Origin of the sequence: Desulfoluna sp. (genome assembly GCF_030145185.1) — a bacterium.
Classification (GTDB): Bacteria; Desulfobacterota; Desulfobacteria; order Desulfobacterales; family Desulfolunaceae; genus Desulfoluna.
The window spans coordinates 43,059-61,935 of record NZ_JAQYWB010000007.1 but is presented as its reverse complement, the minus strand read 5'-3'; the positions used below and the strand labels follow the sequence as shown (position 1 = coordinate 61,935).

Sequence of the window (18,877 nt, the reverse complement as noted above, 5' to 3'; positions counted from 1 at the left end):
AAAATACAAAATATAATTCACGGTTATCTGTTCGCTTTTCTCACCCTTCGGGCGAGCCGGGTGCACTCATCTGCTGCGTTATCAAAGCTTTGAGGTAAATCACTACATCTGCAGCTCTGATGCCTTGCAGATAAGCGCACCCGACTCGTGAAATATCCGGGTTAGTGCTCCTAATGGTTTTTATGAAGGCAAGCATGACTCGTTCCTGATTGTTTCTAAAAGATGGATCACTGAAATCCCTCAGCACTCTTTACTTCTCACGAATATCTACAGCGGCCCTACGACGATTTTTTTAAAAAGCACTCTCTTTGCTCAAGACACAGGTAAACACGAGTATACTATAACATGGAAGACCGCCCAACACTGAGGATGACGCCTCCAGATATTTTGAATTTTAAAACATTATTACAGGTAGATAGGCGAGGTATCTATTTTCATCTTTCAATACAGGGTCGTCTGATCACCTTTTGAGATAGGGTTAATCAATAGCATACCTATGATACAATTGTTTTTACTTATATCAATTGTAATAATTTATATTTCTTCAAAACAATGACTTATGATATTTTTTTTATTTTTTCAATACTTATTATTAATTCAGTTAATAAATGTTAAAAAATTAAATGGTGTTTCATTAAACAATGGCCGCAGAAAGCATGCCCCATTTATGCAATATTTACGGCGACTAAAGCGAACTGGTATCACCCACAAAATACATCTACGCTTCTTTTCGCAACAATTCGCGATCTATTAAAAAATAGACTCTCCGACGCACCCCTTTTCCTCTCAAGCATTAAAACGGCGAAGAGATACAAAAATTTAACGATCCTTGACGAAATATCTTTCCCTAAAAAAGGACATACTTTTTTAAGCATAAAAAAAGGCCACGATTATTAATAATCGTGGCCTTGCATTAACTATTCAGCCTGAATGGAGGGCAGACAAGGAGGAAAGCTCCTTAGCCCGGATATTTCATGAGAAAACAATCAGGAGTAAGGAATAATTTGTAATAACAGTTCTTTGCAGTAATATTTTCAGTCGTTTCAAAAATACAAAATGTAATTCACCTTTTTCTACTCACCCTTCCCACCCTTCGTGAAATATCCGGGTTAGATGGAAAAACAGACCGGCTGATAAATCAGCACGTCAACCAAACATGCCGCCGTGGGGCTGCCTGAAGATAGGGTCCGGCAGTGTCTCGTCTGTGGTAAAGACCACCTGTCGTTTAAGAAAAGGACAGACAAAGGAGAGCCGGACCGCGGCGAGGCGAAGCCCGAAGCGGTTTTTGTTGCCCTCGCCGTAGCGGGGATCGCCCATGACGGGATGACCCATCATATCAAAATGACGGCGGATCTGGTGCATCCGACCGGTATGAAGGCGGACAAGGACCGTGGAGATATGATTCTCCGCGTCCACGGATTCAAGGACGAATTCTGTTTTTGCCTCTTTCCCGTCGATGGGGAGATCGATAAATGACGCGGTCCCGGAAGGGGGGAGATCGCCAAGGAGCTCAGCGCGATAAATCTTTTCGATGCGGCTCTCCCGAAACAGAGCCGAAAGGGCCGCCGCGCTCTTTTTCCCATGTGCTAAAATCACCAGCCCTGCGGTCTCCCGGTCGAGGCGATGCACAGGATGGATATGGCGCGTTCCGGCAAAATGAAGTTCCGCCTTACGTTCCAGAGAAAAATGGTCGCCGTAAAGGGTCCCCTGGGTGAGAAGTCCGGCAGGTTTAAACCAGACGCTGTAATCTTCCCCGTCTTTCAAACACCAGGCTTCAGGTGGTGCGGAGGTCAGCAGGGCTTCGTCATAATATATTTCCAGGGTTTCGCCGGGCTGAACCGTCCGCTTGGCATGACGGATCCGGCGCCTCTTTTTTCCCTGACGGATCCAGACCGACCCCTGCTTCATGGCCAGCTTCACCCGCCCCCGGGAGAGCCCCGTCGAGGCGGCCAGACAGGCCCCGGCTTCAACAGGCATGCCGGAAATCGTTTCACAATGTTGCCACTTTTTCATTTGACTCACGACCATACAATCCATCCCACAACTTATTCAGACAAACAAAACAATTTAAAATCATTAAAGGCTGAAACCCACTCGGCCTCAGGTGTTCCCGTACTCCCTGCGAGGCCCCGCGAGTTCAAAAGCCAAGACCGTTTCCGGTACGCTCCGGCCCATACATTCAAGGTACCAGGCGTCTATGGTCTGTCACCCACACGAAGCTGTTCCTGACGTTCTACCACCAGCTCGGGTGTCCGGTGAAACCCGACCCGTACCCGGCTCAGACAGACAGGCGTATCATTTTTCGGACGGTTGATCCCTTTAACCGTGTAAACACGAACGGAACGCCCGGCACCATATCGAAGCCGACCATTAATATAATGGCCACAAACGCTATCCACAACCTCATTGATCCGACGACTTTCGCAAAGGTCAACGTCCCCATCGACGGGTAGAAGGTGTGGCGCAAGATCGGTCTCCCCGCGTTTCTCCACATCGGCCACAGCCGTGATCTCTCGGAGTCCGTAATAATCACTTAGCTGCGTCACCGTCAGATCGACAACCCAACCCGGCTTAAGGGTCTCTCCGGCCCTGTAGAGATAAATGGCCCTGCCATGCCTGGCCTTGACCACCACACCGGATGCCGCCCTGTATACCACAACAAGTCCCTTGAGGCGATAGTTGGCAAGGCCCGGAGGCAAATTGTACAAATCCTCAACGCTGTTGTTGGTCTGGGGAATCCTTTCAACCCGCATGTCACCACGAAAAGCCTTCTCGGTGGCAGCCACAAAAGGCCCGACGATAAAATCTGCGTAGAGGGGCAAATGATCCGAATACCCTTTGCCGAGATGCCTGCCCTGCCCCTTTTTCTCTCGCTGCCAGCGATAGATGCCCCCGTTTTGAAAGAGCCGATCCGGGGCATACCGGCCAAAGGAACCGTCCACATAACTCAGACCCCGATTGTCATAGAGGGCGGCTGGAAGCAGGATATGATCGAGGCTTCCTTTTTTGCCAAAAAAATTGTAACTCCATCGCCTCGCCGGCTCGATCTCCATCCAAAGATCGTAATGGCACCCCCAGCCCTTTTTGAGCCCTTCTTCGGTAACCATGGCATCGTTATAACAGGTGGCGAGGACGTGGTTGATACCGGTCTCCCCTTCCGTGTCATTAAGCCTCGGCTCCCTGTGAAACATCTGCCACTCGTTGTAATCGGAGTTAAAATCACCGGCAAGGATGTAATCGGTTCCGGCAGGCAAGGTGGCGATATCTGCGGCCAGGGCCCGGGCGTACGGCAAGCGCCCACTCTCTGGCCCGCGTTTCGATTTCCAGTGATTTGCGTAAATCACGACCGGAGTGCCCGTGATATCCAGGGTCACCCTTAATATCGACCGCATCCCCGTTCCAACCACCACCTCCCGGCGTTCCACCACCGGAAAAGAAGAGAGCACAGCACACCTTACAATGGAGGGATGTTTGGAGATGACCCCATGGTCCAGGGGATGGCACAACGCCAAAAGAGAAGCCTGGAGCCGCTCCAGCGCCTCCAGAGTCTCCACTTCAGAGAGCACAACCACATGAGCGCCTGCGTCTGCAATCACAGAGGCAATATGGGCATACTTCACCCGTGCCGCCGCCTCATTCCAGCCATAGACGGTGTGGGGAATGTAGCCAATGTATTCGCTGCCATTTTGGGTAAGATCAAACAGATTTTCAACATTGTAAGAGACAAGGCGAAACCGGGGCTGCGCCGAGGCGGGAGAGACGAGTAAAATAATAAAAAATCCGGCCAAAATCCGGATAAAGATCACCAGCCTGTCAGACATGGTACCCTTGAGAAGAAAAATGATGGTTTAAATCAATGAACGGCGGTGGTCCCTGGGTCAGGATCCAGGGTGCGTTCCAGGGTCCGTTCGGCAGCCTCTTCCTTTGCCTCAAACCCTTCCGCCCCTTCCAGTTCACCCCAGACTCGGGTGTACATGGAGTAAAAGACCGTGTGAAACATGGCATGGATCAGCCGGGACGCAGAGACCTTCATGCCCCCCTCATTAAACAGATCCATAAAACGGGCAATGCCTTCATACTGGCCCTTGAACCGGTAAAGAACCCGCAAAAAACGAACCGCTTCCACGACCCGAAGGCGCTCCTGTTCCGTTTTGCATACCCTCTTTTTCCACGTCGCGATCAAACGGGCAATCTGATCGGCACTGGCCCGTTTCAAGGTGTCGGTATTCTTTTCCCCCTGAAAGAGAGTCTGTGCCTCGACCAACTGCTCTACACGGGCCTCAAGCCCCACCTTGCAGAATTCGACCTCCGTTCTCAGAATCTTCTGATTCTTTCGAAGCACAATAATCTGAAAACCATCTAAAACAGCCTTGTGAGCGTAAATTTTCTGGTCAAACTCCGTCAGGGCTCTCTTAAAATAGATACGGCTGACGTATTCGTGCACTTCCGGTCCCTGCTCATCCGAAGCCACGGTTAAAATCCGAAGCACTTCGGGAATCAGCTGCGCAGAATCTTCAAAAAGATCCTTGCCCGTCACAACCTTGAAAATCAGCGCGGTGGTGGCATACCAATCCTGAAGCCTTAAAATACGAGCGACCTCACCAAAGTGTTCCCGAATGACGTCATTGGAGAAGAGGTTACTTGGCGTGGCGTATTTGGGGGTGCCACCCAAAAGGGGTTGATCGATACGACCATTTTCTCCCATGGAGAGATAGGCCGCCGTCTCCACATCGATGATACCCACCTTAAAACCCGTGGGACTTGTCAAAAAACTGGGATAATTTTCAGGGCTCCCGGCGATGAGGAGGTTATCTGGCTTGATATCACGAATAGAAATATAGCGTTTGTTAAGCCCTGCCAGAAGATCCAGTAGATTGGTCACAATGCTGCAGATCATGGCCCGGGTCTTCAACAGATTCTTTTCAAAAAGGTAACCGTGGATCATCTTGCGATATGACGAAATGGTTTCGGCCTGTTCTGCCATGGTCAGGGTGGCCATGGTGTTGAGTTCCTCCATAAACGTCGCCGACAGATTCTGGTCCGTGATCGGGGTCCTTCGTCCGGCAAGATACTGAACAAACCATGAGCGCACACTAAAAACAGGCAAAGAGGTACCGATACCAAATTGGACGAGGAGACGATTGACCCCCTCTTCAAACAGCTCAAAAACGCCTGTAATCTTAAGGCAGAACACGGCCCGCTCTTTACCGTAACGGCCCTCAAAGTCATTGGGATCCCAGAGAATATGGGGATGCCCGACGATTTCCTCTTCAATGGATTTCTGAGAAATGTGGATATCATCCAGAACCTTGCCAAGAAAATAGTATTTTGACAGGTCCATGAAAAAGGCAAAGGAGGGGCCGATCATCAGATGTTTCTGATAATTGCCATTCACCGAGAGCCCGCCCACATGCCCTTTTTCAATTTCAGTGGTCGAAAGAGAGGTGTTCCGATTCGGAGTGAGAAGTTCCATGATCACCGAGACATTCGGTACCACGCACTCGGTGGGGGAAAGACGCGCTGCAAGGGAATTGCCGTAGACCAACTCCTTGATGTAGGCGCTGAAATCTGTCAGAGGTCTGGGAGGAATTTTCACCACGATATAGCGATCGTAAATGACAAACCATGTGTAACTTCTCTGGGTTCCGGCTTCCCCCAGAGGACCGATGGTCAATCGGCGCGTATGCCACTCCCCCCCAGTCATGATGCCCAGCTCATAAATAACGTCGGAGGCACCCTTGGACCCCTCCATAGGCTCGAACCGACAGGGAGCATCCACCCGTGCCCCGAGCTGAGCACGATAGATCTCTAAGAAGTGTTTCACCACATCCGCTTCGACGTAACGATATTCAACCTCCACCTCATCGTCGTGTTCCGACTCAGAGAGGGTGCCGTCATCTTGAGAGCGCCCCTCGTCATTTTTCTTTTCGTCTGATGAAAAGACACTCAGGAAGCCCACCCCGACAAGCCCTGCCACGAGGAAGAAAGCTATCCCCTCCTCTGTGACGGGTGCATCATTATATATAAACAAGATAAAAAAAGTGAGTGATTCAGCAATGGCCCGCAGCCAGTGATCGGCCAGGCGCCACAGAGCATCAATCTTCTCAGGAAAAAAAGAGAAAACAGCGGCAAGCAGCAGGAATAAAGGGAGGATCCTTTTGAAGGATTTCATGGTGGTATCCGCACTGAGATGTGGGAAAAAAAATGATGCCGTCGCTGAAGTCACCACAAAGGAGATAAGCCATCATCCACTTTGTCATACAAATCAAGCAACCCGACATCGGTACATCGCCATACAATTCTCTGATTATCTATGGAGCCGTCGTTTTTTTCTTGCCCCCGGACGTGTACCCATCGCAACTGCCAAGTACCTCCCTTATGTAACAGAATACCCCAAAGGCAGCAAGCCATTGACTTTAAATACACCTGAAAGCAGAGGGCAACAGACTCAAGATAAGGATGAAAATAAAGAGAAAGAACAGGGGGGCAAACCGTAAAGCCGCTTCGCCCCAGAATGTTTTAAAAGTCAGGAACGAAACGGCTCATTGAACAGACAATGGGGCGCAAGTTACAATCAGCGTTTTTTTATTTATTTTCTGGTGGGCACGGGTTGTAGCAACCTTGCCACAACCGCCTGTAATCCGCCACCTCCTTTTCCCATCGTTCATCATCCCAGTTAAGATAGTTTTCAACCACCGCCCGTATGGAGGCCATCTGATCCAGCCCCCCATTTTTCAGAATCAACCCGATGCGAACCCGCCTGAGCAACAAATCCTCAAGGTGGCACACCCCCTCATGCTCCGCAGCATAGGCCAACTCCGCCCAGACATAAGGCGTCCCTGAAATCAACTCAAGGCCTTGCGGCCCAGCGCCCTGCAGAAGCGCCAGGGTTCCTTTGCCATATCGACTCCAGAGGCGCTTGTAGAGTTCGTGCCCCACGCCTTCCGGGGTTGTCCCTCTCCGTTCGGAAAAAACCGCGTCCCCTTCTCCGGTCAGCGGGTCCTCCCGAATAAAAGGTTGCGCTGCATTCAACGTATCCCAGGCCAGCTTTCGAAAGGTGGTGAGCTTGCCCCCGGTCACGGTCACCAGCCCCCGATCCACCCAGACCGCATGCTCCCGGGACTCCTGGGAGGCCGACTTCCCGCCTTCGCTGAGGACCGGCCGCACCCCGGCAAAGGAGGTCAGGGCATCTTCCCGAGTGAGCCCGGCATGGGGAATCACACCCTTAAGGGCCCCCAGCAGATACTCTACTTCCGCATCGGTGATGGCCGGTTCGAGGTTTACATCGCCCTCATGGTCCAGATCCGTGGTGCCGAGAAGCACCACCCCCTCCCAGGGGATGATAAACAAAGGGCGCTTGTCGGTGGGATGGAAGAAGCTGATCGCCTGGTCCACCGGGAGTTTTTCCCGGGAAAAAACAAGATGGCTTCCCCGCAAGGGCCGAAGATGCAAGTGGGCCTCCGGCGACGGATGCAGCGCTTCTGCCCAGACGCCGGTGGCATTGACGACAGCAGGAGCCGACACCTCAAACTCTGCGCCGGTCGCCTGGTCCATCAAAGAGACACCTGTCACCCGCCCTTCAGCATCCCGCAGGATCGACCGGGCGTACGTATAATTAAGGGCTCGCCCCCCCTGGCGCACGCCTTCGCCAATCAGCCGAAGTACCAGCCGGGCATCGTCAACCTGAGCGTCCATAAAAAGATAGCCGCCCTTCAACGTTTCGGTGTTGATTCCGGGAATCAACTCCTTTACACGGTGACTCCGCAGATAACGATGCCGAAACTTTTTCGCCAGAATGTCATAGACTGTCAACCCTGCGGCCATCGCAGCACGGCCAGGACCGGCTCCATCATAAAGGGGCATGATAAAATCGATGGGCGAAACCAACCCCTCGGCTTCCGTCAGGAGCCGTTCCCTCTCCTTCACCGATTCCAGCGTCAGCTTGAACTGCGCCTCTTTCAGATAACGAAGCCCGCCGTGTATCAACTTGGACGACCGACTCGACGTCCCCCAGGCGAAATCCTTCTGGTCCACCAGCAGACACCTCAACCCGTTTCGAACCGCCTCCCGGAACACCCCCGCGCCGGTTACGCCTCCGCCGACAATCACCAAATCCACTGCGCTCTTTTCAAAACATCGACCCATCACTCCCCCTTTCATCACCCTTACCCGGATATTTCATGAGAAAACGATCAATTCAAAGCAATAAACGGTTATTGCAATAGGTTATTGCTGAAAATGCAATTATTTCAAAACGACACCGACTCGTGAAATATCAGGGCTTACGCCCCGACCATGGATCTCCAGAGCGTAGACGCATTTTCCATGGTCTCCCGCACCAACTCCGAAGCCCCTTTACAATCCCCATTTTCGACCACTTCCCGCAAGGCCCCATAATAGAGCTTTGAGTCCCTGCGATGGTCCGGCTCATCGAAATAGAGCGTCCCCATGGAAAGATACATCTCCCCAAAATCATTTAAAATCATGCGATAAAACGGATTCCCTGAGAGATCCGCCAACCTCAGATGCAACCCCCAGTCATACGTCACATAGGAAGACGAATCCTCCTTAAGGGCCTCGGCTTCCCTCAGGTATGCCAGCAACGGATCCCTCTCCTCCCAGACAGCAAACATAGCCATCCGGGGCATGAGCGCAGAGCGCAGCTCAAGAAAATGAGAAACAAAGGATTTGGATACAAAGCCTTTGTGACGCGTCAAGGTGGAGAGAATCCCCAACCCACCCGTCTTCAGATAATCATTCACCACGGTGGGTTTCCCGTGGGCAATGGTAATCCACCCTTCAGCCTCCATCTGCTTCAGGGTTTCCCGCAACGTCGGACGGGTCACCCCCATTTCAACGGCCAACGCCCGTTCTGCAGGCAATTTGGCCCCCGGAGGGTAGGTACCATCCAAAATGGCACTCACGAGCTTGTGCTCAAAGGACTTCGTGGGACGTAAAGGGTTGGCACTGCTACTCATCGCTTGATATCCTCCATTTTTTTCTTTGCAGCAAAGTCAATATCTGATAAGTGGTCATACCACTATACGTAAAACGGTGTCAAGGCATCAACAGCCTGATTACCCTGTAAAAAATAATTGTACGTTGAACGTAAACAGGTTTAGCCCGGATATTTCACGAGTCGAGTGCATCCATATTCAAGGCATCAGAGCTGCAGATGTAGTGGTTTACCTCAAAGCTCTGATAACGCAGAAGATGGGTGCACTCGGCTCGCCCGAAGGGTGAGAAAGGCGAGTAGAAAACGGTGAATTACATTTTGTATTTTTGAAATGTCTATATCTTTCTTGGTAACACGCTGTAATAACGTATTATTGCTTTGGTATGGTCGTTTTCTCATGAAATATCCGGGTTAGCCTATCTCTGTACTGTTCACAGCCTTATACACCTGAGTTTAGTCGGACCCCATGGCAAAGATCGGGTGGCATCGCAGCCACACCGACCCTTTTACGGAGCTAACCCCAAAGGAGCCCCCATGAAACCTGTGATCCTCTCTATCGACTGCGGCACCCAAAGCATGAGGGCCCTCCTCTTCTCCGGGGACGGCACCCTTCTGGACAGCGAGCAGGTGGAATACACCCCCTATTTCAGCGATAATCCAGGCTGGGCCGAACAGAATCCGGAACTGCTGTGGGACAGCCTGGTGGACGGATGCCAGGCGCTCCAGAAACGCTGCCCCGATCACATGGCCGCCATTCAAGGGGTGGGCATCACCACCCAGCGGGCCACCATGATCAATGTCGATGAAAACGGCACTCCCCTGCGCCCGGCCATCACCTGGCTGGACCAGAGAAAAGCAGCCCCTGTATTCACCCCCCCCTTTCCCTTAGGTCCCATCCTCAACGCCATCGGCGTGGGGTCCATCCTGACCAAGGTTCAAAAAGAGGGCAAAGCAAACTGGATCCGACAGAATCAGCCCGACATCTGGGAAAACACCCATAAATATCTCCAGGTTTCCGGATTTCTCAACCACCGGCTCACCGGACGATTCGCAGACTCCTCGGCCTCCCAGATCGGCCACATCCCCTTCAATTACAAAAAAAGATGCTGGGCGTCCCGTTTCGAGCCCTCCTCGCTTCTTTTTCCCATAGAAAGGGAGAAACTCCCCGAAATCGTGGCTCCCGGCGAGGTGCTGGGACACATCACCCGCAAGGCCGCCATGGACACGGGCCTTGCCGAAGGCCTGCCCGTCGTAGCCTGCGGGTCGGACAAAGGATGCGAAACCCTCGGCATGGGCGTCCTCGATGAACAAATGGCCAGCCTCAGCTTTGGCACCACCGCCACGGTTCAGCTCAGCACCACCCGCTATTTTGAGCCCCTGCGCTTCATGCCCGCCTACCCGGCCCCCATCCCCGGCCACTGGAACCCGGAGATTGAAATCTTCAGGGGTTACTGGATGATCACCTGGTTTAAAAATGAGTTTTCCCACAAAGAGGTGGAACGCGCCGAAGAAAAGGGGATTGCCCCGGAAGCCGAGATGGACCGCCTCCTGGAGAACGCCCCCCCCGGTGCCATGGGGCTCATGGTTCAGCCCTATTGGGGGCCGGGCCTTGAGCATCCCAACGCCAAGGGAGCCATGATTGGGTTCGGTGATGTTCACAAAAAAGAGCATGTGTATAAAGCGGTGATTGAAGGGCTGGGATACGCTCTGCTGGAAGGTCTGGAACGACTTGAAAAAAAGACAAAAATACCTGTAAAGCGCCTCGCCGTCTCCGGTGGGGCCTCTCGAAGTGACCAGATCTGCCAGATCTCGGCCGATATCTTCAACCGCCCCCTGGTCCGGGGAAAAACCACGGAAACATCTGGGCTGGGGGCCGCCATCGTCACCGCTGTGGGTCTTGGACTCCACGCAGACTTTCAAACCGCCATCGACACCATGGTCCACTACGACACGACCTTTGAGCCGAGCCCCGACCGCGCAGCCCTTTACAATAAATTATACCAACGGGTCTATAAGCGCATCTACCCACGCCTGGACCCCATCTACAAAGAGATCCGGGATATCACCGGATACCCCGAATAAAGGAGCCCTTCCAATGAAACAAAAAAAGAAAACCTTTGAGCCCCAATGGCGAACCACCCCCCCCGAACCCGGAAGCTGGCGCTCCATTTTCAAGTGGGGGGCACCCGACGGATTCAAACACCCCAACACCAAATTGTATGCCCTGCTTAAAGAGACCTTCGGCCTTACCGACGAGGCATTCAGCGCTCCGGTGGGCACCGGAGACGACCCCGTCACACTTAAAAACCACGCCCCTGTCATCGATTCAGAGGCCGTCGAAGCCCTGACAGCGATCTCCGGTGCAGAAAATATCTCGGCAAGCGATTACGACCGCGTCAAATATTCCACCGGCAAAACCATGGAGGAGATTTACGCATTGAGAGACGGCAAGCCGGACAAGCTCGCCGACCTCATCATTCACCCCCGCACCGAAGAAGAGATCTCCCGAATCGTGGCCCTCTGCCATGATCGAAAAATTCCCCTGCACGTCTTCGGAGGCGGCAGCTCCGTCACCTTAGGGCTCACACCCGGCAAGGGCGGTGTCACCCTGGTCATGGCCACCCACATGACCCGCGTGGTGGAGTTTAACGAAACCAACCAGACCATCACCGTGGAGTGCGGCATCATGGGGCCAGCCTTAGAAAGCCTCCTCAACAACGCCCCCAACACCTTCAACACCCGGCACTCATACACCTGCGGCCACTTTCCCCAGTCCTTCGAGTTCTCCACCGTGGGCGGCTGGATCGCAGCCAAAGGCTCAGGCCAGCAGTCCTCCTACTACGGCGACGCCGTGGACCTCGTCCTCGGCCAGACCTGCGTCACCCCGACAGGTAAGGTGACCACCCTCGATTTTCCCGGCACCGCCACCGGCCCCATGGTCAACGACATCCTGAAAGGAAGTGAAGGCGCCTACGGGGTCCTCACCCGGGCCACCCTCAAGGTCTTCCGCAACACCCCGAAGACCCGCAGGCGATTCAGTTTTATCTTTCCGACCTGGCAGGACGCAGTCAACGCCACCCGGGAAATCTCCCAGGCCGAATGCGGCATGCCCTCGGTCTTCCGCATCTCCGACCCCGAAGAGACCACCATCGGCCTCAAACAACACGGCATCGAAGGGACCCTTCTCGACACCCTGATGGGCTTAAAGGGCTACAAATCCGAGCAGCGCTGCCTCCTCCTCGGACACACCGAGGGCGAAAAAGGCTTCTCCAAAAACGTCCGTAAAAACGTCCATCGCATCGCAAAGGCCAACGGCGCCATGAGCCTCACCGGCTACCCCGTCAAGCTCTGGCAGCATGGCCGTTTCAACGACCCCTATATGCGAGAAGATTTTAACGACTACGGCGTGGTCATCGACACCCTGGAGACCGGCGTCAAATGGGACAACCTCCACCAGGTCCACATGGGCGTCCGGCACTACATAAAAAAACGCCCCGACACCCTCTGCATGACCCACTGCTCCCACATCTATCCCCAGGGAACCAATCTTTACTTCATCTTCATCGGTAAATTTGAAACCCGCGAAGAATTCGTCACTTTTCAACGCGGCGTCATCGACAGCATCGAAGCCAACGGCGGGACCCTCTCCCACCACCACGGCGTGGGGCGCATGATGGCGCCCTTCATGGAGAAACACCTGGGCAAAGGCCAAATGAACACATTAAAAGCCCTTAAAAAACACTTCGACCCCCACAACATCATGAATCCCGGCGGCACCCTGGGACTCGATGAGCCCATCGATTCGTAAAAAAAACCGCCTCTCCGGGTAACACCACACCCGGGAGGCGGTTTTTATCTCTTCTATGGTTAAAGTTCGGGGCAAAAACGTGCCTCCGGCGGCAAGGTGTGCCACCTTGAAAGCAGGTTGCGAATGCTCCCGCCCTTCGTTCCTCAGGGCGACCACATCCGCTGATGGGTCGGCCCTTTTGTACTTTTCAGCACAAAATGCCCCCCCCTTCCCTACTCCCTATGCCCTACTCCCTATGCCCTACTCACCATTCACCACTCACTATTCACCACTCACTATTCCCTACTCACCATTCACCCACTTTTTCCCGTTTCCCAGGAATACCCCCCATAAATTTGAGCCTTTCACTTCATAGACGCGTCTCCATTTTTCGCATATATTACATCTTAAAGTAATTCCCCTCATCAACAGCATTCCCCCCTTAGAGAACAGGCGGACTTTCCCAGAGTCCGCCTGTTTTCTTTTTTTTTAAGGGAGAGGCTATTCTGAAAATCGATTCAAAAGGTTCAGCGCTGCGTGGCCGGTCAATTTTTCCCCTTTTTACGAGAGGCCACAGGCACCATTGAGAAAGGCAAATATATAAAATATTTGCCTTTCTTTTTATCTATTGCGAAACCAACTCAAAATTCATATTCACATTTTCATTACGAATATTAGGCTGTTGTTGCCCTGAGGTTAACTCTTCAACTTTATTCGAAATATACGTTTCGATTTCTCTAATGGAAAGGCTTCCATCTCCATCCAAATCCGATGCTTTATCACTCAATGATTTGAGTAGTGAATAGGTAAAGATACCATTTTTGTAAGTGCCATCTTCATAACTGAATTCCTGCTGACCCGAACTGGATAACACAATGGCGCCAGAGCCCTGACTCAGGTTATTAAATGCCAATCGTTCTACAATCTCAGATCGTATCGAAGGCCCCTTTTTAAGCGTTAATCCCCGACTGATCGGAATACTTCTGGAACGCACATTGCTGCTTAACAGCCGCTTTGATTCTGCCGAGTTATAGAGATCTTCCTGGCCACTAAAGCAGGTATCAAATAACATGAGCTTTCTGTTGGGGGTAATACTGCTTAGTAGCGCATCCAAGGTGTCGAATGGAAGCCCCGATTCAACAACTTTATCTATGTTGATGTCATTACAAGCAAAGAAATACTGGCCGTTTTCACTAAAGCCATGCCCAGCCAGGAACAGCACGACAATATCATTGAACTTCGCCTTAGCCAGGAATGAACGGGTTTTGGTAAGAATATTTTTCTTTGTCGCCCTTTTATCGGTGATGACCAATTTATAAGCTTTGTTGATTGTTTTCTGATCATATTGGCGAAGCAGTGACGAGGCAACATCGTGAGCATCCTTTGCTGCATACTTTAAGTCGAGTCTGTTATCAGTGTAGTCAGAAACACCAATACTCACAACATACAGATTTGTGACCTGCTCTCGGATGTTATTGGTAAATACCGTTGATTTTTTTGACTGCACACCCTTGTTGTCGATGGCAAACAGATCAATTTTGTTACGGCCAAAAACCAATGGCACTGACATTTTATTCTGTGATGCTGCACTTACCGAGATCTTTTTCCCCGTTGCCCCAAACAGTGGGACCCCATTTACGCGGGCGTGAACAGCTGCGATTCCAACACCATGCCCATCATAATCAAACGTCAAATTTAACTTGCTCGTGTTGACAACAAACGGAACCTCATGGGTAATATCAATTTCGGGACGCGTTTGTGTCAGATCACTTCCCGACTCTGCGGATAGATTGCCCTGATTATAAAGCTGATTTCTTCGCTTATGTAATTTTTGATAAAAATCAATAACCCCAGGAGAGGTTAAGCCTATCGTATTCAAAACTCGATCTGGCCGGTTGCGCGTTAAGTCATAATCTTCAAATGAATAGAACGTATCGTCCTCTTTAAAGCGGACATACTTACTGGCTTCCGGTGAAGAGATGTAATAGTTGTCACTGTTTGCAATCAAGTAGTTGTCTTTTAAAAGAGAGACAACGCTGTACAGGTACTTCATTGGTCCGGCATCAAAGACTTTGACAGAGCCATCATCACTTGAAATAGCCAAACGATCACCCAAATCGATGATGTCAGTGATCTTTTCTTTGAAGTAGCCATGCACATGCCTGTTGCTATTCACATCATAGAAAGACCCATCCGATAAACCGACAACAAACCCACTGCGGGTTGCCTTCAGGGCTGTAACCCCTCTCAAGTCGACTCCGTTAAACACTTCAACCCTTTTTGAGTTGAGGTCAAGGACTCTTAGTCCGCCAGATTCTCCACGCACAGCGACCTGTTTAGAGTCAAGGGAGACAACCAAACCAAAGAGGGGGACCCCCATCTTTCCCCGGGGGGTATAAACAACATCACCATTGGAGACTCGCCAAACCTTAATATCATTGCAAACTTGCGGCTGTCCCTTTTTTTTGTAGAGTGTCCCCCCCTGGGAGACAGCAACGAGGCATTCTCCATCTGGGGTAAATTCCAGATAATCAACCAGCATGCTCCTATTTGATTTAAAGTCAAATTCTTGTGCATCAAAAGAGGCCATAACTTTGTTAAATTTCAAATCAAAAACACGAATGGCATTTGCGGGCTGATGGCCGGTTACCGATTCAGAGACCGCCAGGTAACGGCCGTTGGGAGACAGGGCCGCAACACGCGAATTGGAATTTAAACCATGTTTCAGAGGATTAAATGTTGTCTTTAAATAGTCTTTGTACTTCTGAAGTAAGGCTGAGGTCCCAGGATAGTCTTTAAACCCAATAAAAGATCCGTTTTCATTGAAAACGTAGCGCCCCAACCGCCCATCAACTCGACGATAGTAAGCAAGGTCTGTATATTGATATGGTGATGAAAATCTTGGCAGCCCTTCTTTTACTATCAAATTCCTTAGGTCAATAACAAACATGTCCCCGATGGATGATATGGCGACCAAGGTATTTTTATCACCAGATACCTCATAGTGAAATTCAAGAGAATCGAAAAACTTATCCCCTAACCCTTTATATATATGATTCTTATTTAATGCATAAACACGCTTCCACGATAAGTTATTTAATTTATAGATTTCACCACGTGTGGTAACCGAGAGGCTTTCTCCAAGGCTGTTGACTATAATCTGCCCATCTTTATATGGGTATGGAATATAAGCACCGGTTGACAGGTTAACCCGATAACCATCCATAAACAGATCACTGGTTTTATCATTAAAAACCAGCCGTTTAACGTGACGCTGCCCGGGACTGAATTCAGTAACAACAAACTCGTTATCTATATCGTACAGTACCGATGGTATCGATGCCCCTTTATCCGGGATCACCAGTGCCAGTGACAGACCTTCAATAAATTCAATATCTCCACCTCTGTGATCTTTGAACTTTTTAACGGTTTTATTGTGAAAGATTGTCGGTATCCCATTCACGCTGGCTGCGATATACCGGCCATTATTGGAGATGGATATGGCTGAATTTTGAGAAGGACGCTCATCATAATTTTTATTCACGGTAAAACGGCGTACAACCCTGGCATCACGACACCTTCTTATCTTAATGGTTGTTGTCTCTCCTTTCATATTCACATTTTTATGTGGATCAATGTAACCTGTTGCAAAATATTTCCCGTTCCGGCTAATCCCCTTAACTTCGCCGTTACTGTAGAATTGTTTATCAAAGTCCTTAAACCTCGCTTTAGACTTTCCATTATAAACAATTCGTATGGAGTGACGGTTTGCCCCAAATGTCACTCTAAGCAATCTATATTTATAGGTTGTCAACAGCTCATTCTCACCGGAGAACACAACCCTTTCTGTTAGTTCATTCTTCTTATACAAGAAAGGAAAACTACTCAGTTTCTTACCATCTATGGAATAAATATAGGCCGTTGCATTTTTGCTCCATGATTTTACGAATACCTTCTGTCCAGAAGGGCTGACGTAAAATTTAGCGACTATATTTTTAGGTATTTTAAAGGAGCTGTGCTTCCAGCCATCATTAATATTCCAGACATGTAGTTTGCCTTTTTCTTTCACATAGAAAAAATTTGCTGCCGATGCGAACGCAAATAAATAGGTGTCTATTTTAAGGCGCTTAATTGTCTTTCCGGTTGATATTGATTTAATAACTATATCTTTACCATTGTAGACAGCTATCAAGCTACCATCATGGCTTGTATGGTGCTTCCACCCGGAGTTTAAGCCTTCTTCAATAAGCAGTGACATACTTGGGGTGTCTGTTCTGCTACTATTAATTGAGGTCAAATTCATGCGGCTTGACATACAACCTTGAGTGATGAAAAGAACAGCTACGATAAATAGACTGAGTGCTCGTTGCATAATACGTCCTCGAAAATCATAACCTCCCGTCAAACAGGAGGCTTGGTTGTTAACCGCTCAAAGCGATCTATTTCTGCACCTAACCCGATTATTTCATGAAAAAACAACCTGGACTAAGGAATGGCCAGCAATTACAGTATATTGCAGCTATATTTTCAATCGTTTTAAAAATGCAAAATGTAATCCACGGTATTCTGTTTGATTTTCTCACCCTTCGGGCCACTACAGCCTGAGATTCGGTACAAGCAGCTGTGTGCTACAAGATACATCCAGTGGAAAAACCAATAATGGTCCTAATATGAGTTGCAGAATATGCCGACTTGATCCCAATAATGTGGATCATCAGTGCCATCAAAATCCAGCACTGATTCTTCAGGAGGCACGGCAATCGATTCAACAAAAGTTTGAAACGATACGTCGTGAATGTGCCACACAAACCTTCTTTCCGTCTCGAGGATCTTTAATTCGGTGAGCCTCTCAATTTGAGAGGCCAAAAAGTCCACCGACCTGTTTCAAAAATAGAACACAGCGGTTGGAAGTGACTCCATTCAACAGGTTCTTTTCGCCGATAAAACAGAAACTCAGCAGATACTACTTAAACTGGATGGGAAAGCTGTATCTACCCTCACCAACATAGCTTATAATGTAAGGAACTTCTGATTTTGGATGTTCGTTCAATTTAATAATTATAATTCCATTTCTTTTTCGTTCTTTAGAAAAGATATCATATCGCTTGTCTTCAGAAAAAGTAAATCGACTTACTTTTTCGTCATCACGAAAATAAACATTCTTTTTCTTGAGTTCTCTCATTTTCAAACCCATCCAATCATGGTTACTACTATCTGGCACATAAATAAAAAATTTTATTTTATCTGCAGAAATGTCTGTTTTATAAATTTCATGTGAGCTATCTTTAGGATTGAGGCAACATATGTGACTACGACTCTTTCTTGCTTCTTCTCTGGAAGAGAATTTTTCAGCATCATAACAGTCCATAAATCTGGAGGGGTACACGTCCCACCCCATATTCAGTTCATAAAATTTATTATCCGTCGTTTGTATATAATAACCATCAAATAGATCATCAGCGCTTTTTGCGTCGACTTGTTTTGTCCACATCGCTGCAGGCGATTCAATGGGTATTAAGATTAAAAGAAACATTAAAATAAACTTCTTCATTCCATAGACTCCTTGTATTTGCTCTTTTAAGTTATGACATCTTGTCAAAACGCAGACTTGATGGCTGTCCAAAGCGATTTAGCCCGGATATTTCACGAGAAAGCAATCAGGGCTAAGGAATAAATTGTAATTATAGTTCTTTGCAGCAATATTTTCCGTTGTTTCAAGAATACAAAATGTAATCCACGGTATTCTGTCTGATTTTCTCACCCTTCGGGCTAAACGAACGCTATAATTTATCCTGACGTATTTATCACGGCTCAGCTCGGGCTAATGGACGGATAGAACGTTGGCCATTAAATCTTACAGTTTGTTCCGTAGCGGATAATCATTGGCATTTTAGAAATGCCTGTTTTTTAGTCATAACATCGAATTTTGATGTTCAATGGCCACTGGTGAAACGGTCAAACCGGGGGGCACCAGAGTTTGTGCTTACCTAATGGATTGAAAAATAGCAAAGATAGAAACAATTATCAAGAGCTTAGAATGTGGTTCTATGGAGAAAAGACGATAAAATCATATTCAGCATTCGCGATCTATTTGTGATTAAATCATATCTCAAACCCCTCCTTGCTATATTACT

10 protein-coding genes are annotated in these 18,877 nt (G+C 49.2%); 3 read left to right on the top strand and 7 right to left on the bottom strand.

Annotated features, from left to right (window positions below):
- Positions 1-1,146: 1,146 nt before the first annotated feature.
- The 3 genes from Q1Q75_RS03420 to Q1Q75_RS03410 all read right to left on the bottom strand — a co-directional run bounded on the left by Q1Q75_RS03420 (position 1,147) and on the right by Q1Q75_RS03410 (position 6,172).
- Positions 1,147-2,028 (bottom strand): RluA family pseudouridine synthase, encoded by an 882-nt coding sequence (locus tag Q1Q75_RS03420; protein WP_300667608.1) that lies wholly within the window; start codon positions 2,026-2,028, stop codon positions 1,147-1,149.
- A 167-nt stretch (positions 2,029-2,195) separates the two neighbouring features.
- The gene (locus Q1Q75_RS03415; RefSeq protein ID WP_300667607.1) at positions 2,196-3,821 is read right to left on the bottom strand and encodes an endonuclease/exonuclease/phosphatase family protein; all 1,626 of its coding nucleotides are present in this window, start codon (positions 3,819-3,821) and stop codon (positions 2,196-2,198) included.
- Between the two features lie 32 nt (positions 3,822-3,853).
- On the bottom strand, positions 3,854-6,172 hold the full coding sequence (locus Q1Q75_RS03410) for a hypothetical protein (protein WP_300667606.1): 2,319 nt from the start codon (positions 6,170-6,172) through the stop codon (positions 3,854-3,856).
- On the opposite strand from Q1Q75_RS03410, the gene Q1Q75_RS03405 reads away from it, so the two are divergent.
- The gene (locus tag Q1Q75_RS03405) at positions 6,159-6,497 is read left to right on the top strand and encodes a hypothetical protein (protein ID WP_300667605.1); all 339 of its coding nucleotides are present in this window, start codon (positions 6,159-6,161) and stop codon (positions 6,495-6,497) included. The genes Q1Q75_RS03410 and Q1Q75_RS03405 overlap by 14 nt on opposite strands.
- An 88-nt stretch (positions 6,498-6,585) precedes the next feature.
- On the opposite strand, the gene Q1Q75_RS03400 is transcribed toward Q1Q75_RS03405, so the two are convergent.
- On the bottom strand, positions 6,586-8,145 hold the full coding sequence (locus Q1Q75_RS03400; RefSeq protein WP_300667604.1) for a glycerol-3-phosphate dehydrogenase/oxidase: 1,560 nt from the start codon (positions 8,143-8,145) through the stop codon (positions 6,586-6,588).
- Positions 8,146-8,282: 137 nt separating this feature from the next.
- Positions 8,283-8,978 carry a GntR family transcriptional regulator gene (locus Q1Q75_RS03395; RefSeq protein WP_300667603.1) on the bottom strand — a complete coding sequence of 232 codons (696 nt, stop codon included), beginning with the start codon at positions 8,976-8,978 and terminating at the stop codon, positions 8,283-8,285.
- A 512-nt stretch (positions 8,979-9,490) separates the two neighbouring features.
- Here Q1Q75_RS03395 and Q1Q75_RS03390 point away from each other — a divergent pair.
- Both Q1Q75_RS03390 and Q1Q75_RS03385 read left to right on the top strand, forming a co-directional pair.
- Complete coding sequence (locus tag Q1Q75_RS03390) at positions 9,491-11,038, top strand: FGGY-family carbohydrate kinase (RefSeq protein ID WP_300667602.1); 1,548 nt, start codon at positions 9,491-9,493, stop codon at positions 11,036-11,038.
- A gap of 13 nt (positions 11,039-11,051) precedes the next feature.
- On the top strand, positions 11,052-12,764 hold the full coding sequence (locus tag Q1Q75_RS03385) for an FAD-binding oxidoreductase (RefSeq protein ID WP_300667601.1): 1,713 nt from the start codon (positions 11,052-11,054) through the stop codon (positions 12,762-12,764).
- A 604-nt stretch (positions 12,765-13,368) separates the two neighbouring features.
- On the opposite strand, the gene Q1Q75_RS03380 is transcribed toward Q1Q75_RS03385, so the two are convergent.
- Together Q1Q75_RS03380 and Q1Q75_RS03375 are read right to left on the bottom strand one after the other, a co-directional pair.
- A complete protein-coding gene (locus tag Q1Q75_RS03380; protein ID WP_300667600.1) occupies positions 13,369-17,115 on the bottom strand; it encodes a caspase family protein in 3,747 nt (1,248 codons plus the stop codon).
- 591 nt (positions 17,116-17,706) lie between these two features.
- Entirely contained in the window at positions 17,707-18,294 is a 588-nt protein-coding gene (locus Q1Q75_RS03375) for a hypothetical protein (RefSeq protein ID WP_300667599.1), read from the bottom strand.
- Positions 18,295-18,877: the final 583 nt, after the last annotated feature.